General features: G+C 59.1%; 30 protein-coding genes. 16 read left to right on the top strand and 14 right to left on the bottom strand.

What is annotated here, in order from left to right; all coding sequences use genetic code 11:
• Position 1: 1 nt before the first annotated feature.
• Positions 2-2,191, bottom strand: a complete 2,190-nt coding sequence (locus CX511_RS19320; RefSeq protein WP_101291967.1) for a patatin-like phospholipase family protein — start codon at positions 2,189-2,191, stop codon at positions 2-4.
• A 70-nt stretch (positions 2,192-2,261) separates the two neighbouring features.
• Between CX511_RS19320 and CX511_RS19315 the strand changes: the two genes are divergently transcribed.
• Positions 2,262-2,546, top strand: coding sequence for an Rdx family protein (locus tag CX511_RS19315; RefSeq protein WP_045185899.1), 285 nt, complete (start codon positions 2,262-2,264; stop codon positions 2,544-2,546).
• Positions 2,547-2,552: 6 nt separating this feature from the next.
• Here CX511_RS19315 and CX511_RS19310 read toward each other — a convergent pair whose 3' ends face one another.
• From CX511_RS19310 to CX511_RS19295, 4 genes are all read right to left on the bottom strand, one after another.
• Positions 2,553-3,437, bottom strand: coding sequence for a DMT family transporter (locus CX511_RS19310; RefSeq protein ID WP_045185901.1), 885 nt, complete (start codon positions 3,435-3,437; stop codon positions 2,553-2,555).
• Between the two features lie 77 nt (positions 3,438-3,514).
• Positions 3,515-4,279 carry an AraC family transcriptional regulator gene (locus tag CX511_RS19305; protein ID WP_101291968.1) on the bottom strand — a complete coding sequence of 255 codons (765 nt, stop codon included), beginning with the start codon at positions 4,277-4,279 and terminating at the stop codon, positions 3,515-3,517.
• A 98-nt stretch (positions 4,280-4,377) separates the two neighbouring features.
• Entirely contained in the window at positions 4,378-4,971 is a 594-nt protein-coding gene (locus tag CX511_RS19300) for an HD domain-containing protein (protein WP_045185905.1), read from the bottom strand.
• Between the two features lie 98 nt (positions 4,972-5,069).
• Complete coding sequence (locus CX511_RS19295; RefSeq protein WP_101291969.1) at positions 5,070-5,381, bottom strand: Mpo1-like protein; 312 nt, start codon at positions 5,379-5,381, stop codon at positions 5,070-5,072.
• 160 nt (positions 5,382-5,541) lie between these two features.
• Between CX511_RS19295 and CX511_RS19290 the strand changes: the two genes are divergently transcribed.
• Positions 5,542-6,627, top strand: coding sequence for an AraC family transcriptional regulator (locus tag CX511_RS19290; protein ID WP_045185909.1), 1,086 nt, complete (start codon positions 5,542-5,544; stop codon positions 6,625-6,627).
• Here CX511_RS19290 and CX511_RS19285 read toward each other — a convergent pair.
• Positions 6,584-8,038, bottom strand: coding sequence for a TrkH family potassium uptake protein (locus tag CX511_RS19285; protein ID WP_045185911.1), 1,455 nt, complete (start codon positions 8,036-8,038; stop codon positions 6,584-6,586). The two genes, CX511_RS19290 and CX511_RS19285, sit on opposite strands and share 44 nt — an antisense overlap.
• Positions 8,039-8,138: 100 nt before the next feature.
• Here CX511_RS19285 and CX511_RS19280 point away from each other — a divergent pair, with 100 nt between their 5' ends.
• Positions 8,139-8,696, top strand: coding sequence for a nitroreductase family protein (locus tag CX511_RS19280; protein ID WP_045185912.1), 558 nt, complete (start codon positions 8,139-8,141; stop codon positions 8,694-8,696).
• 47 nt (positions 8,697-8,743) lie between these two features.
• Here CX511_RS19280 and CX511_RS19275 read toward each other — a convergent pair whose 3' ends face one another.
• From CX511_RS19275 to CX511_RS19250, 6 genes are all read right to left on the bottom strand, one after another.
• Positions 8,744-10,078, bottom strand: a complete 1,335-nt coding sequence (locus CX511_RS19275; protein ID WP_045185914.1) for a sensor histidine kinase — start codon at positions 10,076-10,078, stop codon at positions 8,744-8,746.
• A 67-nt stretch (positions 10,079-10,145) separates the two neighbouring features.
• Positions 10,146-10,559, bottom strand: coding sequence for an LTXXQ domain protein (locus CX511_RS19270; protein ID WP_045185916.1), 414 nt, complete (start codon positions 10,557-10,559; stop codon positions 10,146-10,148).
• A 120-nt stretch (positions 10,560-10,679) separates the two neighbouring features.
• Positions 10,680-11,357: a response regulator transcription factor gene (locus CX511_RS19265; RefSeq protein ID WP_045185917.1), complete on the bottom strand. Its 678-nt coding sequence runs from the start codon at positions 11,355-11,357 to the stop codon at positions 10,680-10,682.
• 7 nt (positions 11,358-11,364) lie between these two features.
• The gene (locus CX511_RS19260; RefSeq protein ID WP_045185918.1) at positions 11,365-11,769 is read right to left on the bottom strand and encodes an SH3 domain-containing protein; all 405 of its coding nucleotides are present in this window, start codon (positions 11,767-11,769) and stop codon (positions 11,365-11,367) included.
• 120 nt (positions 11,770-11,889) lie between these two features.
• Complete coding sequence (locus CX511_RS19255) at positions 11,890-12,189, bottom strand: YciI family protein (RefSeq protein WP_045185919.1); 300 nt, start codon at positions 12,187-12,189, stop codon at positions 11,890-11,892.
• Position 12,190: 1 nt separating this feature from the next.
• Entirely contained in the window at positions 12,191-12,799 is a 609-nt protein-coding gene (locus tag CX511_RS19250) for a septation protein A (protein ID WP_045185921.1), read from the bottom strand.
• A 64-nt stretch (positions 12,800-12,863) separates the two neighbouring features.
• On the opposite strand from CX511_RS19250, the gene CX511_RS19245 reads away from it, so the two are divergent.
• From CX511_RS19245 to CX511_RS19215, 8 genes are all read left to right on the top strand, one after another.
• A complete protein-coding gene (locus tag CX511_RS19245) occupies positions 12,864-13,727 on the top strand; it encodes a PHP domain-containing protein (RefSeq protein ID WP_045185922.1) in 864 nt (287 codons plus the stop codon).
• A 13-nt stretch (positions 13,728-13,740) separates the two neighbouring features.
• Positions 13,741-14,370 carry an L-threonylcarbamoyladenylate synthase gene (locus tag CX511_RS19240; protein WP_101291970.1) on the top strand — a complete coding sequence of 210 codons (630 nt, stop codon included), beginning with the start codon at positions 13,741-13,743 and terminating at the stop codon, positions 14,368-14,370.
• Entirely contained in the window at positions 14,367-15,197 is an 831-nt protein-coding gene (locus CX511_RS19235; RefSeq protein ID WP_101291971.1) for a segregation and condensation protein A, read from the top strand. Before CX511_RS19240 ends, CX511_RS19235 begins: the two co-directional genes overlap by 4 nt.
• A gap of 14 nt (positions 15,198-15,211) precedes the next feature.
• Positions 15,212-15,985 carry an SMC-Scp complex subunit ScpB gene (gene scpB, locus CX511_RS19230; protein ID WP_101291972.1) on the top strand — a complete coding sequence of 258 codons (774 nt, stop codon included), beginning with the start codon at positions 15,212-15,214 and terminating at the stop codon, positions 15,983-15,985.
• A gap of 224 nt (positions 15,986-16,209) precedes the next feature.
• The gene (locus CX511_RS19225; protein WP_231353327.1) at positions 16,210-17,190 is read left to right on the top strand and encodes a colicin E3/pyocin S6 family cytotoxin; all 981 of its coding nucleotides are present in this window, start codon (positions 16,210-16,212) and stop codon (positions 17,188-17,190) included.
• An 8-nt stretch (positions 17,191-17,198) separates the two neighbouring features.
• Positions 17,199-17,438, top strand: coding sequence for a pyocin S6 family toxin immunity protein (locus tag CX511_RS19220; protein ID WP_045185930.1), 240 nt, complete (start codon positions 17,199-17,201; stop codon positions 17,436-17,438).
• Positions 17,439-17,632: 194 nt separating this feature from the next.
• Positions 17,633-18,067, top strand: a complete 435-nt coding sequence (locus CX511_RS25505) for a pyocin-S2/colicin E7-DNase domain-containing protein (protein WP_331275181.1) — start codon at positions 17,633-17,635, stop codon at positions 18,065-18,067.
• Between the two features lie 11 nt (positions 18,068-18,078).
• A complete protein-coding gene (locus CX511_RS19215; protein WP_101291974.1) occupies positions 18,079-18,348 on the top strand; it encodes a bacteriocin immunity protein in 270 nt (89 codons plus the stop codon).
• Between the two features lie 24 nt (positions 18,349-18,372).
• On the opposite strand, the gene CX511_RS19210 is transcribed toward CX511_RS19215, so the two are convergent.
• The gene (locus CX511_RS19210; protein WP_158239991.1) at positions 18,373-18,534 is read right to left on the bottom strand and encodes a hypothetical protein; all 162 of its coding nucleotides are present in this window, start codon (positions 18,532-18,534) and stop codon (positions 18,373-18,375) included.
• 205 nt (positions 18,535-18,739) lie between these two features.
• On the opposite strand from CX511_RS19210, the gene rluB reads away from it, so the two are divergent.
• From rluB to arfB, 5 genes are all read left to right on the top strand, one after another.
• On the top strand, positions 18,740-19,849 hold the full coding sequence (rluB, locus tag CX511_RS19205; protein ID WP_101291976.1) for a 23S rRNA pseudouridine(2605) synthase RluB: 1,110 nt from the start codon (positions 18,740-18,742) through the stop codon (positions 19,847-19,849).
• A gap of 921 nt (positions 19,850-20,770) precedes the next feature.
• The gene (locus CX511_RS19200; protein ID WP_220639103.1) at positions 20,771-21,064 is read left to right on the top strand and encodes a transposase; all 294 of its coding nucleotides are present in this window, start codon (positions 20,771-20,773) and stop codon (positions 21,062-21,064) included.
• The gene (locus tag CX511_RS19195) at positions 21,061-21,924 is read left to right on the top strand and encodes an IS3 family transposase (protein WP_220639111.1); all 864 of its coding nucleotides are present in this window, start codon (positions 21,061-21,063) and stop codon (positions 21,922-21,924) included. Before CX511_RS19200 ends, CX511_RS19195 begins: the two co-directional genes overlap by 4 nt.
• Before the next feature lie 766 nt (positions 21,925-22,690).
• Positions 22,691-24,109 carry an amino acid permease gene (locus tag CX511_RS19190; protein ID WP_045189771.1) on the top strand — a complete coding sequence of 473 codons (1,419 nt, stop codon included), beginning with the start codon at positions 22,691-22,693 and terminating at the stop codon, positions 24,107-24,109.
• 87 nt (positions 24,110-24,196) lie between these two features.
• Complete coding sequence (gene arfB / locus CX511_RS19185) at positions 24,197-24,610, top strand: alternative ribosome rescue aminoacyl-tRNA hydrolase ArfB (RefSeq protein WP_045189741.1); 414 nt, start codon at positions 24,197-24,199, stop codon at positions 24,608-24,610.
• 157 nt (positions 24,611-24,767) lie between these two features.
• Here the strand turns inward: arfB and CX511_RS25450 are convergent, their stop codons facing one another.
• Complete coding sequence (locus CX511_RS25450; RefSeq protein ID WP_256205418.1) at positions 24,768-24,896, bottom strand: hypothetical protein; 129 nt, start codon at positions 24,894-24,896, stop codon at positions 24,768-24,770.
• Between the last annotated feature and the right edge of the window lie 122 nt (positions 24,897-25,018).

Below are 25,018 nucleotides of genomic sequence, written 5' to 3'. Positions count from 1 at the left end.
TTTAGAAGGTGTGACCCAGATTGAGGTACAACGCCTTCTCATTCTCGCTGTTGGCCCCGTAGCTGAAGTTCAGTGGGCCCAACGGCGTCTCGAAACCAACGAAGATACTGGCGGCATTGATATAGCCGCTGTCGAATTCATTGTCATTGTTCCAGGCCCGGCCACGCTCCAGTGATCCACCGAGGTACAGTGGGAAATCCAGTGGCAGGTAGGCACGTGGTGTCAGCCGACGGTAGTACACCATGCGCATCAGGCTCATGTTTTGCCCTGACACCGAATCCTGGCGAAAGCCTGACAGCTGTCTGGCGCCACCCAATATAAAGCTTGAGGTGACCACCTCAGCCTCGTCCAGGGTCCGTCCGTACTGAGCCCCCAGCACCCAGGAGTTGGGACCACTGCTCAGGGCTTTGTCCAGTTTGAAGTTCCACTGCCGGTAGCGTTCATCCGAGCCCAGGTCCGGATCGAACTGGCGCAGGGTCAGGCTTATGTCTTCACCGGTGTGCGGGAAGTAGACATTGTCCAGGGTGTCGAACGAGTACTTCAGCTCGTAGAAGCCTTCGTTGAAACTGAAGTGCGGCAGGTCCTGATCACCAATGCGCACATCGGCCTTGCCCCAGGCCTGGCCGACGCCGAAGCGCACTTCACCGCTATTGCCGATCTGGCGCCCCAGGTTCAGACCGAAGCCGTAGCGTTCCAGACGGTACTCGGCAATCGGGTCGTCATCGAGCGTGGCTTCGACGTTCTGCGATCCCAGGTCCAGATACGGGGCGACGAAGTAGCGGGAACCGGTATCCAGCGGTTGATAGAATTCACTGTACAACTCCTGCTGATCACCGATCTGCGCCCGGGTCAGCCACTCTGCACCCAGTTCGTTGATGCCATTGACCCGGTAGCTGGCGCCGATGTTAAAGGCGCTGTCACCACGCATGTCATCCGACAGGTTCAGGCCCAGGCGCAGGTAATCGGTACCGCCACGGCGGCCGCGGGCATTGATTACCAGCGTGTTGTCATTGCCCTTGTGGACCACCCGGTACTGCACCCGGTCGAAATAGTCGAGGCCGTAGAGGGTGCCCATGTCGGTCTGTAAACGGCCCAGCTCCAGGGGTTCACCGATTGGCTGGCGGATATAGAAGCGGATTACATCGTCGCTGACTTTCGAGTCGTTCTCGATCCTGATTGCAGTGATCACTGGCGTACGCTGGCTTGGCGAGCGGGCGACGTTCAGTTCGGTATCTTCGGTGTCCGGGCGCTTGAGCGCGGCCAGGCGTGGGTCGAGGGCGCGGGCGGCGCGATAACCGGCGTCGATCATTTCCTTGGCGCGACCAAAATCGGTAACGCCAAAGCTGGCCAGCGGTGGCTGGATCAGGATGTCATCACGGTGCAAGGACGCCAGTTGCTCTTCGGAGTTGCGCCGGGTCATCAAGGTAATTGACTGATTGAGCACGTCGACCACGGTCGTCATTTCTTTGCGGCTGCGCAACGGGGTTCCGATGTCGACCACGATCGCCATGTCCACACCCATCTCGCGGGCAACGTCCAGGGGAATGTTGTCGACCATGCCACCATCAACCAGCAGCCGCCCATCCAGCTCGACGGGGGCAAACACCGCTGGGATCGACATACTGGCGCGAATCACCTGAGGCAGGTGACCCCGACGGAACACCACTTTCTCACCGCTGGCAATATCGGTGGCCACCGCGCGGAAGGGGATCGGCAACTTGTCGAAATCGCGGGTGTCGCTGGTATGGGCGAGCATGCTTTCCAGAAGCAGGGCCAGGTTTTGTCCCTGAATCACCCCCAGCGGCAGGCCCAGACTGCCATCGTCGCGAAAGCTCAGCTTCTGTTGGACCAGAAAATCGCGGTCATCCTGCTTGCGACGGAACGGCACGTCCTTGCGTGGTGGCGCGTCTGAGAGTGCCTCTTGCCAATCGATGCCAAGGGCCAGCTTTTCCAGCTCCTCGACCTTGTAGCCGGAGGCATACAGGCCGCCGACCACCGCGCCCATGCTGGTGCCGGCAATGGCATCGATCTTGATGCCTTGCTCTTCCAGGGCCTTGAGTACACCAATATGGGCAAGGCCTCGGGCGGCGCCACCGGACAGCACCAGGCCGATTTTCGGTCGCGGTGGTTCGGCAGCCAGGAGCGGGAAGGAAACGACGATCAGCATCAGACTTAACAGCAAGCGGTGCATCATGGCTCTCGGAGCTAGGGGCAAAGACCGCTAGTATAAGCGCGCCCGCCTGTCAGGAGACGGTTACCCCATGAATGCGCACAAAGCCGAAATTGTCATTACCTATTGCACCCAGTGCCAATGGCTGCTGCGTGCGGCCTGGCTTGCCCAGGAATTACTCAGTACGTTCAGCGATGATCTGGCTCGTGTTGCCCTGGAGCCCGCCACCGGCGGCACCTTCCGCATCACCTGTGACGGTGTGCAGATCTGGGAGCGCAAGGCCGATGGTGGCTTCCCGGAAGCCAAGGTGCTCAAGCAGCGGGTGCGCGACCAGATTGACCCCCAGCGCGACCTGGGGCACAGCGATCGTCCGTGACCACTGTCAGCCTTCGGCAGCCGCCGCCTTGGGGATCTGGTTGCTGGCGGCCAGGCGACTGGAAACGACAATCGCGAGAATGATCAGCGCGCCGCCGATCAGCATGCGCAGGGTCGGCGCTTCGGCGAAGATCAGCCAGGCCAGGGCAATGCCGTAAACCGGTTCCAGGGCAAACACCACCGCAGCGGTGCGCGCCTTGATCACCGCAAGGCTGGCGACGAACAGGCTATGGGCGACACCGGTGCAGAACACCCCCAGCAGGCCGATCCACAGCCAGTCCATTGCCGAGACTTCGGTCAGGGCTGGAGCGGCCACCGGCAGCAGACACAGGCCGACCACGGCGTTTTGGCACAATGCTGCCTGCACCGCCGGAATACGCCCGCTGGACGCCCGGTTGGTCAACGACAGCAATGAGAACAACAAGCCTGACAGCAACGACCAGAGCAGACCGCCGGTGGCCTGGCTGGCCAGGTCGAAGTCTGGGGTGACCAAGATCAAACCGATGCTCACCAGCAATACCAGGATGATTTCGTTGCGCCGAACGCGCTCGCGAAACAGCAGCCCTTCAAGGATCACGGTGAAGGCCGGAAAGCTGGCAAAGCCCAAAGTGGCAATGGCCACGCCGGCAACTTTGACGGCGATGAAGAAGCTGACCCAGTGCCCGGCCAGCAACACGCCGCCCAGCAGCAAACGCCGCCAGTCCTGGACCTGCAGGGGCTGCCAGGCTTTTTGTGCAAGGCGGGCGAAGATGCCCAGCGCCAATACGGCGAAGGCAGCCCGCCCAAAGACGATGACCGCAGGTGCCGCTTGGGCCAATTTGCCGAAGACGCCAGTCAGGCCGAAGAACAGCGCGCCAATGTGCAGGGCGCCGAGGGCGGTGCGAGGGTTCATGATGATCCTTGTTGGAAGCAGGGCAGCCCGTCCAGTGTACGAGGCGCCAGCTGCGGCTGTCTGTCGCGATCCTCGCGTCAGTTGTCGTCAGGCTCGCGGCGAAGCTCCCGAGGAGTACGGCCGAAGGTTTTGAGCATGGCGGCGCAAAAGGCACTTTGTGAGCTGTAGCCGACTCGATGGGCGACTTCGCCGATGGCCAGGTTGGTCTCAGCCAGTAAGCGGCGTGCTTGCAACAGGCGGCGTTGGCGGATGTAGTCCATCGGTGTCGTCGAGGCTTCGGCGATGAAGCGGGCATGCAAGCGAGCACTGGAAAGTCCAGCCAGGCGCGCCAGATCCGCTACCTGTAGTGGGTAGGCGGCGTTTTGCTCGATATGCGCATCGAAGCTGGCAAAGGGCAGCTGTTTTTGCACAACGGCAGGACGTGCCGGGGTGTTGAGGCTGGCCAGCAGCAACACCGCGCCTTGTTGTGCGATCAGTGGGTCAGTCATGGGGCTTGCTGCCAGCCAGTCGACCAGTTGCTGTTGGCGACTGTCCAGGGGGCGTGAGCCGCGATGTTCGAGCAGGCGCTGGCTCGCCCCGGCGTGCTCCCCCAAGCTATTTTCCAGCCATGTATCCCCAGGCACATCGAGGACCAGGCAGTGGCTGCCGGTGATACTGCCGCAAGTATGGTGGGCACCGCTTGGCACCACGATTGAGCCCTGGCGCTCGATGCGTGCACCGCGACCGTCAAGTTCGAAGTCCAATTGGCCGCGCAAGCCGAACACCAGTTGCGGGTGTTCGTGGCTGTGGGCAATCAGATCGTCACTGTAGTGACGTAGGGAAAGGATCGAGCCGCCGCTCATTGTGCGCAGTCCTCCAGGCAGTGCCTGCAGTGTACAGGGGCGGGCAAGGCGCTCATATGATCAGGTTGATGGGCAGTTGCCAGGTTTGCTTCGGCGATTCAGGGGTGCTCGCTCATCGATTGCAGCGCAGCCTTGTAGATCGACAGACGTGGCTGGGCGAACAGGCGCTTGAGCATCGGTTCGAAGAAGCTCAGTGGCAGGCTGTCATAGCCTGGATCGAAGGCGGCCGCATCGTAGTGGGCGCAGAATTCGATGGTCTGCTGGTACTGTGGGTGGTCTTGAAACTGTTCCCGCAGGTGCCGGTCCATCCCCAGGTGATGGAAGAAATAGTAGCCCTGGAAAATCCCGTGCTTTTCCACCATCCACAGGTTTTCCGAGCTGACAAACGGCTTGAGAATGGCCGCGGCAATATCGGGATGATTGTAGCTGCCCAAGGTGTCGCCAATATCGTGAAGCAGGGCACAGATCACGTATTCCTCGTCGCGCCCGTCACGCCAGGCACGGGTGGCGGTTTGCAGCGAATGGCTAAGACGATCAATGGGGAAACCGCCAAAGTCACCATCGAGCAGGCGCAGGTGGGCCAGGATCCGTTCGGCGAGCTGAGTGGCATAGACCCGGAAATCCTTGGCGATAATGGCCCAGTCCTGCTGAGTGCCATCCTGCATATGCGTGAAGCGGGCCTGCTGGTTCATTGGCGTTCCAGGCGTTGGGGCTGTGGAACCCACTCTACCTTGACCGCCCGTCGGAGCAGTGGCCGCTGAAGACGCGTTTCTGGCCCTGGGGGCCTAAATCAGAAGGATACTTTGCCACGTAGCATGTCGCGGTACATGGCGAAATCACCGATCAGGCTGTAAAGCGGGTGCGTGAAGGTCGCGGGGCGGTTTTTCTCGAAAAAGAAGTGCCCGACCCAGGCAAACCCATAGCCGGCAATCGGTACGACCAACAGCAATATCCACTGGCCACTGCCCAGGGTGTAGGCAAGTAGCGCAATAACCAGGGTGGTGCCGACGAAATGCAGGCGCCGACAGGTGGGATTGCTGTGTTCTTCCAGGTAATACGGATAGAACTCGGCAAAACTGCGAAATTGCTGAGGACTGTTCACGACACAGCTCCTGAAACTCTCGATACGGATGAAGATACACGGCGTGGAGCCTGAACTGAGTCTAGAGTGAGTAAAATCATCAAGCAGTGACAATAGGCGCCAATTGAGTATCCTTTGAGTTCACCGCAGGAGCGGTCAGTTCGAATATAAGAAGCCAGCCATGAGCGAGAGAACCACGTCAGCAAGCTGGGCATCAGGGATTGTCAAGGCACTTGAGCTCGAAGGGCTCGATTGCCGTGCCATGTTCAAACAACTGGGGCTGGATTTTTCCGCGCTGGACGACCCCGACGCGCGTTTTACCCAAGACTCGATGACCCGTCTGTGGCAACTGGCGGTCGATCTATCCGGCAATCAGGCCATTGGCCTGAACATGGCCCGGGTGGTGCGCCCGGCGTCATTTCATGTGGTCGGTTACGCCTTGATGTCAAGTCGCACCCTGGCCGAAGGGTTCGAGCGTCTGGTGCGTTATCAGCGCATCATTGCCGAAAGCTCTGATCTGAGTTTTCGCCTGGAACCGGACGGTTATGCGCTGATTCTCACCGTTCATGGCGACCACCTTCCACCAACCCGACACAGTGCCGAAGCCTCGTTGGCCTGTGCGCTGTCGCTGTGCAGCTGGTTGAGCGGGCGGGTGATTCAGCCACGACGGGTATTGATCCAGGGGCCACAGCCGGTGGACGTCATGCCTTACAAGACGGCATTTCATTCACCCTTGGTATTCGGCGCGGCCCATGATGCGCTGATTTTCGAGCGCGCCGACATGGAGGCGCCCCTGCCGACGGCTAACGAAGCCATGGCGACCTTGCATGATCGATTTGCCGGTGAGTACCTGGCGCGTTTTTCCGAAAGTCGGGTGACCCACCGTGCCCGTCAGGTCTTGTGTCGGGTGTTGCCGCAAGGTGAGCCCAAGCGTGAGACTGTGGCCCAAGCTCTGCACCTGTCCCAACGCACCTTGCAGCGGCGCCTGCAGGAAGAGGGCACCAGCTTCCAGACCCTGCTCGATGATACCCGTCGCGAGCTTGCCGAGCAGTACCTGGCGCAGCCGAACATGACCTTGCTGGAAACCGCTTACTTGCTCGGCTTTGCCGATCCGAGCAATTTCTTTCGGGCGTTTCGCCGCTGGTTTGATGCTACCCCCGGTGAGTATCGGGCGCGGATGGGAGCATCAGCCGCTGTGCCTGAACCGGGCAGCGAAAACCCGGTCAGTGACGCCAGAACGCCGGCATACACAGCACCAGCACCGTAATAATCTCCAGGCGCCCAAGCAGCATGCCGAACGCCAGGATCCACTTGGCGGCATCCGGTAGAGTGGCAAAGTTGCCGGCCGGGCCAATGGTTTCCCCTAGCCCCGGGCCAACACCGGAAACGGTACTGGCGGCACCGGTCAGAGCGGTCATCCAATCGACCCCAAGCAGCGACAGCAACAGGGCGATCACGCAGATGGTGATGGCGAAGAAGAACGAGAAAGTCAGAATCGAACGGACAATCTCTTCATCAAGACGGTGGCCGTTGTATTTCTGTTTGATCACCGCCCGTGGGTGGATCAGTTGATTGAGGTTGGCCTTGAGCAGGATGTAGGCCACCTGGAAGCGGAATATCTTGATGCCGCCAGCGGTGGAGCCGGAACACCCACCAACGAAGCCTAGGTAGAAGAACAGCATCAGCGAGAAATTGCCCCACAGGCTGTAATCGCCCAGGGCGAAACCGGTGGTGGTGACGACCGAGGTAACGTTCAGCGCGACGTGACGCAAGGCGTCCAGCCAGTGCAGGTCGGTGGTTGCCCAGTACCAGGTACCGAGCACCAGCCAGGTCATCAGTAGCATGGCCAGTAGGCCCTGGACCTGCTGGTCTTTGATCAGTGCCTTACGATTACCACGCAGGGTGGCGACGTAAAGGGCAAAGGGCAAGCTGCCGAGGATCATCACCACCACCGCCACCCAATGCACGGCCGGTTGCTCCCATTTGGCCAGGGATTGGTCGGAGGTGGAGAAGCCGCCGGTGGAAATCGCCGACATGGCATGGTTAATCGCATCGAAAACGTTCATCCCCGCCAGCCAGAACGCCAGCCCGCCCAAGGCGGTGATGCCCACGTAAACCGCGACGATCGACTTGGCGACCATGTGCGAACGCGGCATGACTTTTTCCGAACGGTCCGAAGATTCGGTCTGGAACAGGCGCATGCCACCAATGCGCAGCAGCGGCAGAATCGCTACGGCCATGGCGATAAAGCCGATACCGCCGAGCCAGTGCAGCAGCGAGCGCCACATCAAAATACCCGGCGACATGGTATCCAGACCACTGAGTACGGTGGCGCCAGTGGCGGTGATGCCAGACATGCTTTCAAAGAAGGCGTCGGTGTAACTGATGTGCTGGGTCAGTAGAAACGGCAGGGCGGCGAAGATGCACACCACCAGCCAACTGCTGACCGTCAGCAGGTACATGTCCCGCGGGCGCAGGTGCACATGCTCGGGGCGCCCCTGGAGCACCATGGCCAGTCCGGCGACAAAGGTGATCATGCTGGCCCACAGAAACGACGGCAAGTCGCTGGTGCGATCGAAGATCACCAGGGTGGCCATGGGCACGACCATGCTGATCGCCAGGGTGATCAGGAAGATGCCGATGATAAAACCAATGATCCTTAAGGTCGGCAACGCCATGTGATCTGCTCTGACTCGTAACGGAAGGGCGCCATTCTACCTATGGACCTTTTTAAGTAAACGCTAGAATAGCTGCACATTTCTTTTCAGGGGGTAGCCGATGGAGGCTCTCGACGCATTGCTCAACCGTGTTTCCGTTCCACGACTGGTGGAACCCGCGCCCAATGCTGCGCAGCGTGAGGCCCTGTTTCAGGCTGCGTTGCGGGCACCTGACCATGGTCAGCTACGGCCCTGGCGCTTTCTGACCGTCGAAGGGCAGGCGCGCGAAAAACTCGGCCAACTGCTGGCCGAGGCGGTAAAGCTTGAAGGTGATACCAGTGAGGCGGCCCTGGATAAGGCTCGCGCCATGCCATTGCGTGCACCATTGCTGGTGGTGGTGATTGCGCGTTTGCAGGACCATTTCAAGGTACCGGCGTCGGAGCAACGCCTGGCGGCGGGTTGCGCTGCCCACGGTATTCTGTTGGCGGCACATGCCCAGGGCATCGGTGCGGTCTGGCGTACCGGCGAGCTGTCGTACAGCAAGCATGTGGCCAAGGGCCTAGGGCTGGCTGACAATGAGGAAATCATTGCCTTCCTGTATCTGGGCACACCGCTGAATGAGCCACGTACCGCGCCGGTGCTGGCCACGGCTGATTTTGTCAGTGCCTGGGGGCAGTAAAGTGTTGTAGTACCGGTGCCGGCCTCATCGCCGGCACCCCTCCAAGGTCAGGCACTCCCAGGCCCGGCCAGCGGTAACTCCAGACGCGCGACGAATCCCCCTTCCGGGTGGTTCTCCAGCGTCAGAGTGCCGCCATGGCGCACTGCCGCCTTTCGCGCAATCGCCAGCCCCAGGCCGTGACCGGCGGCACTCTGCCCCGGCGCTCGGAAGAACGGCTCGCCCAATTGCGCCAGGTGCTCTTCAACTACCCCCGGCCCATGGTCGCGCACGCTCAGCACGATGCGTTCATTGTCACGTACCGCAGTGACTTCAATGGGCTGTCCAGGTGGATTAAAGCGCAAGGCGTTACGCAGCAAGTTGTCCAGCGCCCGTTCGATCAGCGTCGGCCAACCTTGCAGGCTCAGCCCACTTTCGTGCTGCAGCTGGATTCTCTGTTCAGGTGCATTGAGCTGAGCATCCTTGTGTACGGCTTGCAAAATCGCATCAAGGTCCACCGGCTCAGCCCGGGCCTGGTCGGCATCGACGCGGGCCAATACCAGAATCTCGCTGATCAGCGCTTCGAGGCGGTCGCATTCGCGGGTCAGGCGCGGCCATAGCGCCTGGCGTTGCTCCGGTTCGGCCCGTTCTGCCAGGGCGAGGGCGATGCGCAAACGTGCCAGCGGCGAGCGCAGTTCATGCGAGACGTCGCGCAACAATTGCCGCTGGCTGCCGATCAGGCTCTGCAGGCGCGAGCCCATGCGGTTGAAGTCATTGGCCAGGACGCCAAACTCGTCGCGACGGTTGGCCAGCCGCGCCAGGCTGTTTTGCTGATAAGTGGTCTGCCCCAGGTCATGCACCGCACCGCGCAGGCGGCTCAGTGGGCGGGTGATGGAGAGGGTCACCAGCAGGCTGAACAAGGTCAGCACCACCAGCGCTATGCCCAAAGCGCTGAGTGGCCACAGCAGGCTGTCACGGTGCCAGGCGTCCAGCTCCGGATGAGGGATGCGATAGATCAGCAGGTAGGTGTTACCGCTGTCAGGGCTGGTGTATTCCTCTGTCAGGCGCCGCCAGGGCAGGTGTCGTTCGTCGTTGTGGCGACGCGCCTCAAAGGCTGCGGCGCGGCGCGGGAAGGTTCCTGGCACAACCGCCTCACCACTGTCGTTGAGCACCTGAACATCGATGTTGTATCGACGTTTGCGTCGCTCAAGAAAGTATTGGGCCGAGTCCGCACCTTGCTGTTCGTAGTGCTGGGTCCATTTTTGCGCCAGGGTGTTGAGGCCCGGATGTCGGCTGAGGATCCAGGCGTCCTGGTTCAGCATGTGCCCAAGCAGGATCGACAGGCCCGCGACCAGGGCAATGGCCAGCCAGAAACTGGCCAGAATGCGCCAGAACAATGAACGCAAGAGGGACTCCTTCAACGGCAAAAAGCCCGGCCTGCTGAGGGGACAGGTCGGGCGGGTGGCTCACAGCTTACTGGGCCTTGCTGGCTTTTTCAGCTTTCCAGGCTTTGAATTCGCTCCATTCGGCGCTACGTTGATCCTGCTCTTTTTTCAGCTCATCGAATTTCTTCTGCTGATCAGGCTTGAGCAGGTCGCGGATCTCGGCGTGGGTCTTGTCTTTCTTGGCTTGCAGCTCGTCCTTAAGGGCTTTCTGATCGGCTGCAGGGAGTTTTTCCAGGTAACGGTTGGTGATTTCCTGACGGCTCTTCATCTGCTCGCCCATCAGTTTGCCGATCTGCTGGCGCTGTTCGCGGCTCAGGTCCAGCTGGGCGAAAGGCGCTCCACCGCGGTGGTGATCGCCGTGGCGCATACCGTCTTCAGGCATGGCCATGGCGACGGTCGGCAGTGCGGCAGCGAACATCAGGGCGATAAGGGTCTTGCGCATGGTGTCTCTCCTTTACTAGGGCCGGTGATTACCGGATGAGCCCAGTTTAGGGAGTTCAAGGTCAACGGCGGTCAGGCAAGGGTAAAGCTTGGGTAAAGATGACCGGGCACCGTGCTGACATTACAGGCTGTAGTAGTAGCCGCGACTGCGCAGGGCAACGATGCGCGGGCGGCCGTCCGGGTGCGGGCCGACCTTCTTGCGCAGGTTACTGACGTGCATGTCCAGGCTGCGATCGTATAGCGTCAGCTTGCGGCCGAGGGCGATCTGCGCCAGTTCCTGCTTGTCCAGTGGTTCGCCAGGCTGGCGCAGCAAGGCTTCGAGAATGCGACTTTCGGACAGGGTCAGGGTCAGTTCATGTTCATCGATACTGACCACGCCGCGGGCTGGGCTGAAACACAGATCACCGACTTCGACCTGGCTCGGTGTGGTGTTGGGGTGGCTGCGGCGCAGCACCGCCCGCAGGCGCGCAGTGAGCTCGCGTGGGTCGCAGGGTTTGGCCAGGTAGTCGTCGGCGCCCAGTTCCAGGCCGAGTATCCGGTCCAGTGGCTCGCCGCGGGCCGAGAGCATCAATACCGGCAGATCGGCATGTTCGCTACGCAGTTGCTTGAGCAACTCCAGGCCGCTGCCGTCGGGCAGCATCACATCCAGCACCACTGCCGCTGGCGCCTGTTCGGCCAGGGCTTTACGGGCGCTCAAACCGTCGTGACAGGCGCGTACCGTAAAACCTTCCTGGGTCAGCCAGCTGCCGAGCAGCTCGCAGAGTTCCTGGTCATCATCAATCAGTAACAGCTCGCTCATGACTCACTCAATTCAACCATTGCCGACGCTTTCTGTGTCCGCCACTGGCAAAGATACCGCAGAGTGCCGCCAAGAGGGCAACTGCTCCGCCAATCACAAACCATTGTTGCTGGTCACTGAGCAGGCGTTGTGGGGCGTTGGCCTGGAGTTCCTTGAGGGCCAGCTTGAGGCGCTGGTTCTCCTGGCGCAGGCGGGTGAGCTGGGCGCTTTCGCGTTCGCTGTCGGCATTGTGCAGTTGTTGGCTCAACGCTTCGCGCAGGCGTTCGCTTTCTGCAAGGCGCTGTTGCAAGTCGGTGATCTGACTGCCAGCACTGAGCGACAGCGGGGTGCTGGCAACGGCAGGCTCTTCGGCCTGGGCCAACGGGGTCAGCAACAACAGGCACAGCAGCAGGGACAACGGACCTTGACGCATTGGAACTCCTGATTCTTGTCGATTCAGCAGGTTGTCGGCTGATGGACGAGAATAATGAGCAGTGGCGTCAGTAAAAGGCGGGGAGTGCGGTGCGCACCGGGGCGCACCGCTTGCAGCAGGTTACGGCAGGACTTGCTTGAACGGTTTGACGATGACGTTTGCATAGACGCCAGCAGCGATGTACGGGTCAGCATCGGCCCAGGCCTGCGCAGCCGTCAGGGACTCGAACTCGGCGACAATCAGGCTGCCAGTGAAGCCGGCGGCACCTGGGTCATTGCTGTCGATGGCCGGGTGGGGCCCCGCCAGGACGACGCGGCCTTGTTCCTTGAGCTGCTGCAAGCGTTCGATATGCGCAGGACGAGCGGCCAGGCGCTTTTCCAGGGAGTCGGCAACGTCACTGGCGATAATGGCGTAGAGCATGTCAATCCTCGTGCTTCGGAGTGGAAGGCGGGGTGCTGGGGTCGTTGTCGTGCAGATGGCGCGACAAGTAGACGCCCTGGCCCACCAGGAACAGTACGGTCATGCCCAGGCTGCCGAACACTTTGAAGTCGACCCAGATTTCCTGAAAGGTAAAGGCGACGAACAGGTTGGCTGCGCCGCAGAACAGGAAAAAGACAATCCAGGCCAGGTTCAGGCGCGTCCAGACTGCGTCTGGCAGCGTAATGGCATGGCCCATGATGCGCTTGATCAGCACGCGGTCGCCGATGAAGTGGCTACCGGCGAAGGCCACGGCAAACAACCAGTTGACCACCGGCGCCTTCCATTTGAGGAAGGTTTCGCTGTGAAAGGCCAGGGTCAGGCCACCGAATACCAGGCAGGCGACCAGCGTCAGCCACTGGCCCTTTTCCAGCTTGCGCTGGCGAATGAACAGCGCGCCGTAGACCACGACGGAGCTGAGGATCAGCATGGCCGTGGCACTGAAGATGCCACCAAGTTCGAAGCTGTGGCCGGCAAATTCGACGGCACGTGGTTCGAGCTTGAAGACGATGAAAAACAGGAGCAGCGGGATGAAATCGATGAATTGTTTCACAGTGGCAGCCAGAAGCAGGATGTGACGGCATAATAACAAACATCAATGACAGCGAAAGCCACCTATGAATGTTGATCTGCACTGCCACAGCACGGCCTCCGACGGCGCCTTGACGCCGACGGTCCTGGTCGCCCGGGCCCATGAGCACGGCGTGCGGATGCTCTCGCTGACCGACCATGACACCCTGGATGGCCAGCGAGAGGCGCGCGCGGCCACCCAGGCCTTGGGCATGCAGTGGGTCAGCGGCATCGAGCTGTCGTGCACCTGGGGGGGCGCGACCATCCATGTTCTGGGCTACAACTTTGCCCTGGACGCCGCGCCGTTGCTGGAGGCCGTCGAGTCGCTGCATCGCGGGCGCTGGTTGCGCGCCGAAGAAATCGACCGACGGTTGGCGCTCAAGCATATGCCGGGTGCGCTGGACGGTGCGCGGGCCATCCAGCAGGAGTTGGGGGACAGCGGCAACGCCCCGGCACGCCCGCACTTTGCTGAGTTCCTGGTACGGGCAGGCCATGTCAAAGACCGTGCTGAAGCCTTTCGCAAGTGGTTGGGCGCCGGCAAGCTGGGCGACGTCAAGCTGCACTGGCCAACCCTCGACGAGACTGTGGACACCCTGCGCAAGTCTGGGGCTTGGGTCAGCCTCGCGCACCCGATGCACTATGAATTAACACGCAGCAAGCGCCGCCGGCTGATTGCCGACTATATTCAAGCAGGCGGCCAGGCGCTGGAAGTGGTCAACGGCATGATGCCAGCTGAACAAGTGGGCACTATGTCCATCCTGGCCCGTGAATTCGGTCTGCTGGCCAGTGCCGGCAGTGACTTCCATGGCCCTGGCACCTGGGGTGAGATCGGTGTCTACCGGCCATTGCCAGAGGACCTGCCACCCTTGTGGCGTCGATTCAAACATGAGCAGCCTATCGCGGCCGTCTGAACAGGAAGAGAATGTGAGTCAGTTTTTCCAGATTCATGCGGAGAACCCGCAACCGCGCCTGATCAAACAGGCTGTTGAAATTATTCGCAAGGGTGGGGTAGTGGTCTACCCGACCGACTCCTCCTACGCCATGGGTTGCCAGATCGGCGACAAAAATGCCGTGGAACGGGTTCGACGCCTGCGCCAGTTGGACAAGAACCACAACTTCACCCTGATTTGCTGTGACTTGTCGCAAATGGGCTTGTTCGCCAAGATCGATACCTCGACCTTCCGCTTGCTCAAGGCCCATGTCCCGGGGGCTTATACCTTCATCCTCAATGCTACTCGCGAAGTGCCGCGCCTGCTGCTGCACGAGAAACGCCGCACCATCGGTTTGCGCGTGCCATCCAACCCAATCGCCTTGGCGCTGTTGGAAGAGCTGGGTGAGCCGTTGATGAGCGTGAGCCTGATCATGCCGGACGAAGACGAGCCGTTGACCGATCCCTATGAAATTCGCCAGACCCTGGAGCATCACGTTGATCTGATCATCGACGGCGGTTTTGGCGACCTCAAGGCGTCCACGGTGATCAATCTGGCGGGTGATGAACCTGAAATCATCCGCGTCGGTTGCGGCGACCCGGCACCATTTATGGTCGAAGCGTGAGTCAGGCCTCACCCCCCGAGTCGAGCCTCGATCCACAAGCAGGTACTCAGCAGGAATTGCCGCTGGTGCTGGTGTATGGCGAGGCCATGACCGAAATGCCGGTGGACCTGTACATCCCGCCGGATGCCCTGGAAGTCTTTCTCGAAGCGTTCGAAGGCCCGTTGGACCTGTTGCTCTACCTGATTCGCAAGCAGAACGTCGACATTCTCGATATTCCCGTGGCGGAGATCACCCGTCAGTACATGGGCTACGTCGAATTGATGAAGACCGTGCGCCTGGAGCTGGCGGCCGAGTACCTGGTCATGGCCGCGATGTTGGCGGAGATCAAGTCGCGCATGCTCCTGCCGCGCTCTGCCGAGATCGAAGAGGAAGAGGGCGACCCGCGTGCCGAGCTGATTCGCCGTCTGCAGGAATACGAACGCTTCAAGGCAGCGGCCGAGGGCATCGATGGCCTCAGTCGGGTCGGTCGCGAAATCATCGTGCCGCGCCTGGATGCGCCGCAGGCCAAGGTCCGTAAGCTATTGCCTGAAGTCAGCCTGGAAGAGCTGCTGATGTCGATGGCTGAGGTGTTGCGCCGTGGTGATCTGTTTGAAAGTCACCAGGTCAGTCGTGAGGCGCTGTCGACCCGCGAGCGTATGAGTGAAGTGCTCGAACGCCTCAAAGGCGGTGGCTTTGTTCCGTTCGTCGAGCTGTTTACGGCCGAGGAAGGTAAGCTGGGCGTAGTGGTGACCTTCATGGCCATTCTGGAACTGGTGAAGGAATCCTTGATCGAACTGGTGCAAAATGAGCCCTTTGCGCCGATCCACGTCCGCGCCCGGGCCGAGTGACCACGAGCAACGCCATGAACCTGAACGATCCGCGCGACCTGGCGCCCCTGCTTGAAGCCTTTTTACTGGCCTCGGGAAAACCGCAATCACTGGAACGGCTGTTCGAGCTCTTTGAAGAAGCTGAACGCCCTGAACCTGTCGTGTTCAAGAAAGCCTTGGAAGTGCTGCGCAAATCGTGCAATGGGCGCGCTTTCGAACTCAAGGAAGTCGCTTCAGGCTATCGCCTGCAGATTCGCGAAGACTATGCGCCTTGGGTCGGTCGCCTGTGGGAAGAACGGCCACAACGCTATTCACGCGCCTTGTTGGAGACTATCGCCCTGATCGCCTACCGCCAGCCCATTACCCGCGGTGAGATCGAAGACGTGCGGGGCGTGGCGGTCAACAGCAACATCGTCAAGACCCTGCTCGAACGGGAGTGGATCCGTATCGTCGGCTACCGTGAAGTGCCCGGCAAACCGGCGATGTTCGCCACCACCAAGGCCTTTCTCGATCATTTCAACCTGAAGAACCTCGATGACCTGCCGGCCTTGGCTGACCTGCGCGAGATGGAGCCAGAGCCGATCCTGGAGCTGGATGATGCGCCGGTGCCGGCTCATCTGCAGGCGCTTGCCGATGAAAGTGCCGAACCTGAGGTGCCACTGGAAGAAACCAGTTTTCGCAGCCTGCTGGTCGAGCTCGACTCCATGGAGGAGGGCCTTAAAACCGATTTTGACGACTTGCTCGAGGCCGAGCCTGCGGCTGAAGACGCCGAGGCGCATGATCCGGAGCCAGAGACGCCACGCCAGTAACCCTACCGCAACGGATCACAAAATATGCACAAGGCTTGCGCACCAGCGGAAATTGGAACGCCAGCCGAAAACAAGCCCGGTCAGTGGGTGCAAACAGAGCGTAAGGCCCATGAAGATTGGGCCAACCTCATAGGTCGAAAGCCAAAGGCAGCGATGCTGCTGCACCATCTGGTGGCCAAAATGGGCCAACAAACGCAGTCGTTATTAGCCAAAAGACGTTGTCGGTGCTCGTGTCGTGCAGCATCGATACCGTCCAGCGATCTCTGCGCGTGCTGTTGTCGGATGGGATTATCAACCACAACCCGAGCGGTTTTATCCCGTTGGAGTTGCTCAGTCAGTATGGTGCTTACGCGGTACTAGGTACCTCCAGTGCAGCATCAGCCTCGGGTACGGCACTCCAATGGATTGGCGGCTCTGGCAGTGCGATGGAACTGGCCAAACGCTTGGGCGGCAGTTTGTGGACGATGGCTCCCCCCAATGTGAAGATCATGGTCGGCATGGTTTTACCCAACACAACTTCACCCGACAGCGCGTTCTACACGTCCGAGCAATACGCCGAATTCACCGAAGCCAATACGCGGGTGCGGGTAACCGTTAAACACCTGCCGGACGGTGCCGTCAGCCTGTACGGGTTCTATACCGGGACCAAGCGGGAATGGCAGAACGTGCCGATGATCAAGGCCGAGGCCAGCGGCGATCAGATGGTCGCGGATTTTGGCGATGGCATCAAAATTATCTGGACACCGGCCGTCGATCCCAAGGCCGTGTTGGGGATTCCGGCACTCCAGGGCGTCATGCTGAAACCCGCTGCATGGGTGTTTCCACCCGGTGAGAAAGCCGACCAAATTCTGATTAATCCGGCTTACCCACCGGACTATCAGGACGCGATTGTCTGGTTTCCGGACACGGACATTCAGCCGATTTACATCTCGCTGAGTGTGATGGGGGGGCATGCCTATCATCCTGCACCTAAAGGGCTAGCTGCTTTTCCTGATGTGGTAAAAGCGGATGCTAAAACCAAGGTGCAAGGTGGTGGCGGGCTTCGTAAGCGCTGGAAAGATCATAAAGGTCGTATTTATGAATGGGACAGTCAGCATGGTGCTGTTGAGATTTACGACAAACAAGGAAAGCATTTAGGGGAGTTCAACCCTGAAACTGGTGAGCAAACAAAGCCCGCAAAACCTGGCAGAAAAGTAGAAAGATAGGAGTGCTTATGTATTTGTGTATCAGTGGTTTTCTCCCTAATGGTTCAGAAGATGATCTGATCAAATTTGAGCTCGATGTTAATGCCTCGTTTAATGATCAAATTGTTAAAGCTCTCGGCCATAAAAGCCTTAATGCAATGGCCCAGGGCGAATGGTTATTGACTAGTGAGCAAGTAGAATTGGTTTCAGAAATTATCGGTCAGTCGCTTCCACCTGATTTGAAACTATTCATTGGTGTCGAGGCATAGATACAAACATAAAGCCGATGTGTGCAGGATAGGGGGAGTGCTTCAAATTGCCTGCAATTTGACTCTACTTTTGGGCATCGAAAAAACGGCAAAGGGGGTTTTGGGAGCACTGGAACAGAAAACCAAACCCCGTGTAGACCTTCGATCAGTAGCCTTTGAGGATCCTCCAGTTTTCGCCTTTGTCGCCGTAGCGGGTGGTAGAGCCATCCGCACCGATTTACCTATCGCTGAGCGTGCGCCGGGGCGAACCTGGTGTTGTCACTGGCATCGGTGAAAATGTCCCTGGTGAATGGCTCGACCATGCTCGAGCAGGACTCGGCGCACCGGTTCCAACCAGCATTGCCGACACACTCCGAGGCCGGAGTTTTTCGAGTATCGACTCGTTCAGGCGGGCATTTTGGGTTGCAGCTTCGAAAGATCCGTCTCTTAGCGGTCAATTTAGCGAGGACAGCCTGTCGCGTATGCAAGACGGGAAAGCACCGCGTGCACGAGAAGTTGACATGGTAGGGAAACGACAGACTCACAACCTTCACCACGTCGAGCAGATCTCGGAAGGTGGAGAGGTCTACAATGTCGATAATTTAAGGGTTAACACGCCGAAAAATCATATTGACGTGCACAAAAATTAAGGACGAAAAACATGAGCGATCCGTTTATAAAAAATAGCCTTTCTGATTACACCGAAGAGGATTTTGTGGGACTTGTCGAGGAAATTCGAAAAGAAGATAAAGCTCCTACTGATGAACGTGCGGATGAGCTGCTGTTCCATTTCAGACAAATCATCGGGCATCCCAGTGGAGCAGATTTAATTTATTACCCGGAACTGGGAGCAGACACATCGTCAGCAGGAATTACTAAGACGATCAAAAAATGGCGGGCAGCCCATGGCCTGCCGGGATTTAAAGAGTGATGGCAAGCCCTGTGTAGATCTTGATCAGTAGCCTTTGAGGATTATCCAGTATTCACCTTTGTCGCCGTAGCGGGTGGTAGAACCATCGCTGTTGAACTGCATGGGGTCGATCAGCGCGCACAGGCGCTTTTTATCCCTGCAATTGGTCAGCTGGATGCGCCCCCCTCGGCGTTCGAGGGCGGTCACGTTCCCAGCCCGGGCCGTTTCGCGCTGGATCTGCGTGACCTGCGGGCCTTCGTGAACCCGCCACCTTCGGGCAGAATTATCTGCCTGACTGAAGAATTTCAACTAGTCTCAGGTGCGCTCGGGGCGTGATCAGCGTATGATTTGCGACCTTTTTGGCGCTTGTTCGCCTATCCAGTTTTCAATTCTTACACCGGGAGGTGCCCAGATGAGTGATAAAGACCTGCAAGAAACCCAACCATTGCCGCCGTCAGGCGAGAAACTGCAAAAAGTTCTCGCGCGTATCGGCGTGGGTTCACGCCGTGACGTTGAAGCCTGGATCAGCCAGGGGCGGATCAAAGTCAACGGCGTCAACGCGACCTTGGGTCAGCGCGTCGATCTGCATGACGCGATTTCCGTTGATGGTCGCCTGATCAAGCGTGAAGAGTCTGCCGAGACTGTGCGCCGGGTGATCATGTACAACAAGCCCGACGGCGAGATCTGCACCCGTGACGACCCAGAAGGCCGTCCGACGGTATTCGACCGCCTGCCACGGCCAAAAGAAGGCCGTTGGATCAATATCGGTCGCCTCGACATCAATACCACTGGCCTGCTGATGTTCACCACAGACGGTGAGCTGGCCAACCGCCTGATGCACCCTTCCTACGAGATGGATCGTGAGTACGCGGTACGGGTTCGTGGCGAAGTCGACGAAGACATGATTGCCCGTCTGAAGGCGGGTGTTGTGCTCGAAGACGGCCCGGCGCGTTTTACCGACATTCAGGAAGCGCCTGGTGGTGAAGGCTTCAACCACTGGTATCACTGCGTGGTGATGGAAGGTCGCAACCGCGAAGTACGTCGCCTGTGGGAGTCCCAAGGCCTGGTGGTCAGCCGCCTCAAGCGCGTGCGTTTCGGTCCGGTGTTCCTCAACTCCGACCTGCCGATGGGCCGCTGGCGCGAAATGAGTCAGCAGGAAGTCGACATCCTTGCCGCCGAGGTAGGTTTGACTCCAGTAGCGATGCCAACCTTGAACCACAAGTCCAAGGACAAGCTGGAGCGTCTGCAGCGCAAGTCCACGCGTCCGTTGGGTCGTGGTGAGCGCGTGCGTACCCTGCGCCCGGCACAGGACGGTGCATCGCCAACGGCTGAGCGTCCGGCCCGTCAGCCGCGCGGGGGTGAAGCTGAGCGCCCGGCTCGCCAGCCGCGTGGCGAAGCGCCGCGCAAGGAAGGCGGGCGTGATGGCCGCAGCGCCGTGGCTGAGCGCCCAAGCGAGATGAACAAGCGTGGCAAGCCAGGGCCCAAGCGTCCAGGCAGCACTCGCAACAAGCCTCGCCCATAGTCCTCTAGCGGCACTTGTTTTGTGCTGAGCGTGTGGGGGCTGACTCCCAGAAAAAAGCCAACCTTCGGGTTGGCTTTTTTTGTTTTTCACGGACTCATCGGGAAGATGTTTTGGGTGCGGGTGCGGGTGCGGGTGCTGGGTGTTTAGAGCGTGAACTTATCCAGTCGATGTGGCGACGCTGTCGGCCCCTTCCGCCCTTACGGCGGCCTACTTTTTTCTTGGAAAAAGTAGGCAAAACCGCCCGCTCCATTCATACGGCCCTACGCTGCGCTTCGGGTTCCCTCGCTCCGGTGCCTTCCGGGGGATCGCGGCCTACGACTTGCTTCGCCAAGTCTACGTCTCGCGTCTTCGGCTAACGCCGAAGGGTGCTGCGCACCTACCCCCTCCAGACACCTCCGCTCGGCCTCCTGAAGTCGCGAAGTTACGGGCGGCGCCTGGGCTGGCGTTATCTTCGAACGCAAGCTTTGCAGTGGACAGTCGGACACCATCGCGGGCACGCCCGCTGATGAATTGTAGGAGCCGGTCTTGCCACCGGTGGTATCGATGCAGTGTCAGGTGTTGCGCGGTGTCTGCATCGCTGGCAAGACCAGCTCCCACAAAACAGTGCAATACCTCGCACTGCACCGCACTGCACCGCTTTTGATCTTCATGCGCGCAAGTTCATGCGCCGCAGTCTGCGACTTCAGGAGGCCGAGTGGAGGTACCAGTAGGGGCAGTGCGTAGCACCTTCGGCGTAGCCGAAGACGCGAGACGTAGACTTGGCGAAGCAAGTCGTAGGCCGCGTGGCCCCGGAGGGTGCCGGAGCGAGGGGACCCGGAGCGTAGCGTAGGGCCGTATGCAGGAGCGAGCGGTTTTGCTGGAACTGTCCCGTGACAACGGACGCCAAGAAGCGATACTTAAATCGCTCTCTTGGAGGTTGCCATGTACCCAAGCACTCGCCGTAACTATACCGATGAGTTCAAGGCTCAAGCCGTCGCATTAGCTGAAAGCGTTGGCAGAACCGAAGCTGCCCGCCAGCTAGAGATGTCCGTGAAAACGCTGGATAACTGGGTTGATGCCACGCGCAGAGGCCAGCCGTTGAGTTCACCTGAACGCAAGCCCATCACCAAGGAAGACAGTGAGCTCGCTCGCCTGCGGGCCGAGATTGCCGAGCTAAAAATGGAGCGTGAAATCCTAAAAAAGGCGGCGGTATTCTTTGCCAAAGAGTCCAGGTGAGATACGCCTTCGTCGCTACTGAGCGGACTCAATACCCCGTACGTGTGTTGTGTCGGGTGATGGATGTCTCGGTTTCAGGTTTCTACGATTACACGCACCGTCAGTCTCGCCCTGACCCTGACGCTCAAATTCGCATTGAGTTGCGTAAGGCCTATGCGGCCAGTCGAAACACCTACGGCCGGCCACGGCTAGTGGCAGCCTTGCGCCAGAAATTGCACGCGGTGGGCCACAAACGGGTTAGGCGGTTGATGCAGGAGGAGCAGATACGGGGCAAGTCCAAAGGCAGTTTCAGGCCCTGCACCACGGACAGCCACCATTACTTGCCGGTTGCAAGTAATGTGCTGGCGCGTCAGTTTTCCATCGATAACCTCACGCCAACCTGGGTCAGTGATATCACCTATCTCCCAACCAAGGAAGGTTGGTTGTATCTGGCCATAGTGTTGAGTATCCAAACCCGCCAGATACTGGGTTACAGCTTGTCTGATCGAATGCCTGACGACTTGGTCGAACGCGCGTTTCTGAACGCCTGGAGCGCCTGCTCTGGCGCCAACGGAGCGGTATTTCACTCCGATCAGGGCCGTCAGTACGCGAGCAGTAAGTTTCGCCTGACACTGGCCAAGAAGGACTTCACACAGAGCATGAGCCGAAGGGGAAACTGTTGGGACAACGCGGTGGCCGAGAGCTTTTTCGCTACGCTGAAAAGAGAGGAGGCTTGCGGGATCTACCCCACGAAAAAACAGGCGCAGTTATCAATCGCCAGTTACATCCATGGGTTTTACAACAGCAGCCGACTGCACTCTGCGCTGGGCTACCGTTCTCCGAACGAATATGCCAAAGGCTTGAGGCAGAGGGCTGGATAACCAGCTTCTTGGCGTCCGCTACCTGGGGGCAGACCCATGCCTACTTTTTCCAAGAAAAAAGTAGGCCGCCGTAAGGGCGGAAGGGGCCGGTAGCCTCACCATATCGAATGGATAAGCTCCCAGTACAACTCAGTACAACCCCGCACATCCCCCCCCACGATAATCCGTAAAGAACCTTTTTTGCCTTAAATAACCTTGCCTTACAGTCGCTAGCGTAAGCGTTGGCAAGTTTTCAAGCCGCCTTGTAAATAAATCGTTACAAAGGTGCCCGCGTGTTGTGGGTCTTTCCAGCATTCTCCGATGTTGTAAACAGAAGTTGCCGAAAACTCCGGTCAAGCGTGATTTACGTACACGTCAAGTGCTTGCCTCTGGCCCTTGGGAGCGGTGTGATGGACGCCATTGCCGTGTGCAAAGCCGGGCCGGAGAGCTGGGCATTCAATAAGAACAAATGGAGGCGCCATGTACGCCGATTTCCTCCCCAGGCTTGATCCTTCCCTCAGAAACGCTGCGTTTTGTCATAAGACATTGACGCAACGTGTTGACCCCTGCGCGGCTACAGGGGTATACAATGCGCCGCGTTTTACCTGTGACCCCAATGCGTACCGCGCACTCTTGTTGACACCCGGCTGATTTGCCCACGGCTTTTGCCCTGGAAGGGCAGCAGTTGTCCAAGACCCTCAAGGTAATCACCTTGTTAATTCCGCTGCGCCACGAGCGTGGTGGGTCCGATTCCGTCACAGATAAAAACAAGCAGGTGACTTCGTTCATGAGTGGACAAAACTCGCATTCAGGCGAGCTGAAACGCGGCCTGAAAAATCGCCACATTCAGTTGATCGCCTTGGGCGGTGCAATTGGTACCGGGCTGTTCCTGGGCTCGGCTGGCGTGATGAAATCGGCCGGTCCGTCGATGATTCTCGGTTATGCGATCTGTGGCTTCATCGCCTTCATGATCATGCGCCAACTGGGCGAGATGATCGTTGAAGAGCCGGTGGCCGGTTCGTTCAGCCATTTTGCCCACAAATACTGGGGTGGTTTCGCCGGCTTCCTGTCTGGCTGGAACTGCTGGGTTCTGTACATCCTGGTGGGTATGTCGGAGCTGACGGCAGTTGGTAAGTACGTCCACTACTGGTGGCCGGAGATCCCGACCTGGGCTTCGGCAGCAGCTTTCTTTGTCCTGATCAACGCGATCAACCTGGCCAACGTCAAGGTGTTCGGCGAGGCCGAGTTCTGGTTCGCGATCATCAAGGTCCTGGCCATCGTCGGCATGATCGCCCTGGGCAGCTACATGCTGGTCAGCGGTAGCGGCGGCCCGCAGGCGTCGGTGAGCAACCTGTGGGAGCACGGCGGTTTCTTCCCCAATGGCGTGAGCGGCCTGGTCATGGCGCTGGCGATCATCATGTTCTCGTTTGGTGGTCTGGAAATGCTCGGTTTCACCGCAGCAGAGGCCGACAAGCCAAAAACCGTGATCCCGAAAGCGATCAACCAGGTGATCTACCGCATTCTGATTTTCTACATCGGCGCCCTGGTGGTACTGCTGTCGCTGACCCCATGGGACAGCCTGGTGTCTAGTCTCGACGCTTCCGGTGGCACCTATGGCGCCAGCCCGTTCGTTCAGGTGTTCTCGCTTTTGGGTAGTGATGTGGCTGCGCACATCCTCAACTTTGTGGTCCTGACTGCGGCGCTGTCGGTGTACAACAGCGGTACTTACTGCAATGCCCGTATGCTCTACGGCATGGCTGCACAGGGCGATGCCCCAGCCGGCCTGGCGAAGATCGACAAGCGCGGTGTACCGGTGCGTTCGATCCTGGCGTCGGCGGCCGTGACCTTGGTCGCAGTACTGCTTAACTACTTCATCCCGCAGCATGCCCTGGAGCTACTGATGTCGCTGGTTGTGGCGGCTCTGGTAATCAACTGGGCAATGATCAGCTACTCGCACCTGAAATTCCGTCAGCACATGAACAAAACGGGTCAGAAGCCGCTGTTCAAAGCGCTGTGGTACCCCTACGGCAACTACCTGTGCCTGGCCTTCGTGGTGTTGATCCTGGGCATCATGCTGCAGATCCCGGGTATCCAGATGTCGGTGTATGCGATTCCGGTGTGGCTGGTGGTGATGTTTGCCTGCTATGGCCTCAAAGGTAATCGCCAGGCCCGTCGTATCCCTGAGGTAAACACGGCGGCCAAGTAAGGCACAGTCGTTGTTGAAGGAGCCCGGCCTTGTGCCGGGCTTTTTGTTTTATGCGGTATCCTTGGGGCCTTATCAGGCCTGTGACTTATGTTGATCATTTCCAATTCCGTGCAGATTCCCGACCATGAAATCGAACTGACGGCTATCCGCGCTCAAGGGGCGGGCGGGCAGAACGTCAACAAGGTTTCCAGTGCCATGCACCTGCGATTCGATACGCAAGCCTCGTCTTTGCCGCCGTTCTACAAGGAGCGCTTGCTGGAGTTGCGCGACAGCCGCATTACCCGTGACGGGGTGATCATCATCAAAGCCCAGCAATACCGAACCCAGGAGCAAAACCGTGCGGATGCGCTGGAGCGCTTGCGGGAGCTGATCCTGGCGGCGGTCAAAGTGGACAAGGCGCGGCGTCCGACCCGGCCAACTCTGGGTTCAAAAACTCGGCGTCTGGACACCAAGAGCAAGCGTGGGGCGATCAAGGCAGGGCGTGGCAAGATCGACTACTGAAAGTCGTGCCGGTGGCAAGTGCGAAGTATCTGTATTTACGGGCAGGCGGGGCGCCAAGGCGATGTGAGCGGGTTTCGAGGAATTCTTGACGGTGTGAAAACGTGTTAACGGGGGTGGTCCCTGCATCAGCCGTTTTCACACAGTCTGATCTGCGCGGTTATTCCTGGTCAGCGCTGGGGGTTTCGTCGCCGTCGTGGTCAGCCTGGGCTGGTTCGGCGCTGTGAGTGGCAGGTGTCTGCTCTTCTGGGTTCAGGCTTGGGAAGGGAAAGTTCGGGATTTCATGCATCTCGTCGTTCCTCGCAAGTGTGTGGAAAGGCTGCGCAAGGCGCGCGTGGCTTATTAAAAGCTCGTGCAGGATACAGGAGTCTGGATGACAGTATGAATTTTCCTGCCTGATGGCGCTTTTGT

This window comes from Pseudomonas sp. S06B 330 (assembly GCF_002845275.2).
Classification (GTDB): domain Bacteria; phylum Pseudomonadota; class Gammaproteobacteria; order Pseudomonadales; family Pseudomonadaceae; genus Aquipseudomonas.
The sequence above is the reverse complement of the archived record's forward strand: the minus strand, read 5'-3'. Positions and strand labels throughout refer to the sequence as shown.

Excerpts from the sequence above, each read along its gene's own strand:
- CX511_RS19320 (WP_101291967.1), bottom strand. The coding sequence starts at position 2,191 with ATGCACCGCTTGCTGTTAAGTCTGATGCTGATCGTCGTTTCCTTCCCG.
- CX511_RS19310 (WP_045185901.1), bottom strand. The coding sequence starts at position 3,437 with ATGAACCCTCGCACCGCCCTCGGCGCCCTGCACATTGGCGCGCTGTTC.
- scpB (WP_101291972.1), top strand. The coding sequence starts at position 15,212 with ATGAACCTGAACGATCCGCGCGACCTGGCGCCCCTGCTTGAAGCCTTT.
- CX511_RS19270 (WP_045185916.1), bottom strand. The coding sequence starts at position 10,559 with ATGCGCAAGACCCTTATCGCCCTGATGTTCGCTGCCGCACTGCCGACC.
- CX511_RS19290 (WP_045185909.1), top strand. The coding sequence starts at position 5,542 with ATGAGCGAGAGAACCACGTCAGCAAGCTGGGCATCAGGGATTGTCAAG.
- CX511_RS19315 (WP_045185899.1), top strand. The coding sequence starts at position 2,262 with ATGAATGCGCACAAAGCCGAAATTGTCATTACCTATTGCACCCAGTGC.
- CX511_RS19300 (WP_045185905.1), bottom strand. The coding sequence starts at position 4,971 with ATGAACCAGCAGGCCCGCTTCACGCATATGCAGGATGGCACTCAGCAG.
- CX511_RS19305 (WP_101291968.1), bottom strand. The coding sequence starts at position 4,279 with ATGAGCGGCGGCTCGATCCTTTCCCTACGTCACTACAGTGACGATCTG.
- CX511_RS19190 (WP_045189771.1), top strand. The coding sequence starts at position 22,691 with ATGAGTGGACAAAACTCGCATTCAGGCGAGCTGAAACGCGGCCTGAAA.
- CX511_RS19285 (WP_045185911.1), bottom strand. The coding sequence starts at position 8,038 with ATGGCGTTGCCGACCTTAAGGATCATTGGTTTTATCATCGGCATCTTC.
- rluB (WP_101291976.1), top strand. The coding sequence starts at position 18,740 with ATGAGTGATAAAGACCTGCAAGAAACCCAACCATTGCCGCCGTCAGGC.
- CX511_RS19200 (WP_220639103.1), top strand. The coding sequence starts at position 20,771 with ATGTACCCAAGCACTCGCCGTAACTATACCGATGAGTTCAAGGCTCAA.
- CX511_RS19265 (WP_045185917.1), bottom strand. The coding sequence starts at position 11,357 with ATGAGCGAGCTGTTACTGATTGATGATGACCAGGAACTCTGCGAGCTG.
- CX511_RS25450 (WP_256205418.1), bottom strand. The coding sequence starts at position 24,896 with ATGCATGAAATCCCGAACTTTCCCTTCCCAAGCCTGAACCCAGAAGAG.
- CX511_RS19260 (WP_045185918.1), bottom strand. The coding sequence starts at position 11,769 with ATGCGTCAAGGTCCGTTGTCCCTGCTGCTGTGCCTGTTGTTGCTGACC.
- CX511_RS19245 (WP_045185922.1), top strand. The coding sequence starts at position 12,864 with ATGAATGTTGATCTGCACTGCCACAGCACGGCCTCCGACGGCGCCTTG.
- arfB (WP_045189741.1), top strand. The coding sequence starts at position 24,197 with ATGTTGATCATTTCCAATTCCGTGCAGATTCCCGACCATGAAATCGAA.
- CX511_RS19220 (WP_045185930.1), top strand. The coding sequence starts at position 17,199 with ATGTATTTGTGTATCAGTGGTTTTCTCCCTAATGGTTCAGAAGATGAT.
- CX511_RS19215 (WP_101291974.1), top strand. The coding sequence starts at position 18,079 with ATGAGCGATCCGTTTATAAAAAATAGCCTTTCTGATTACACCGAAGAG.
- CX511_RS19255 (WP_045185919.1), bottom strand. The coding sequence starts at position 12,189 with ATGCTCTACGCCATTATCGCCAGTGACGTTGCCGACTCCCTGGAAAAG.
- CX511_RS19280 (WP_045185912.1), top strand. The coding sequence starts at position 8,139 with ATGGAGGCTCTCGACGCATTGCTCAACCGTGTTTCCGTTCCACGACTG.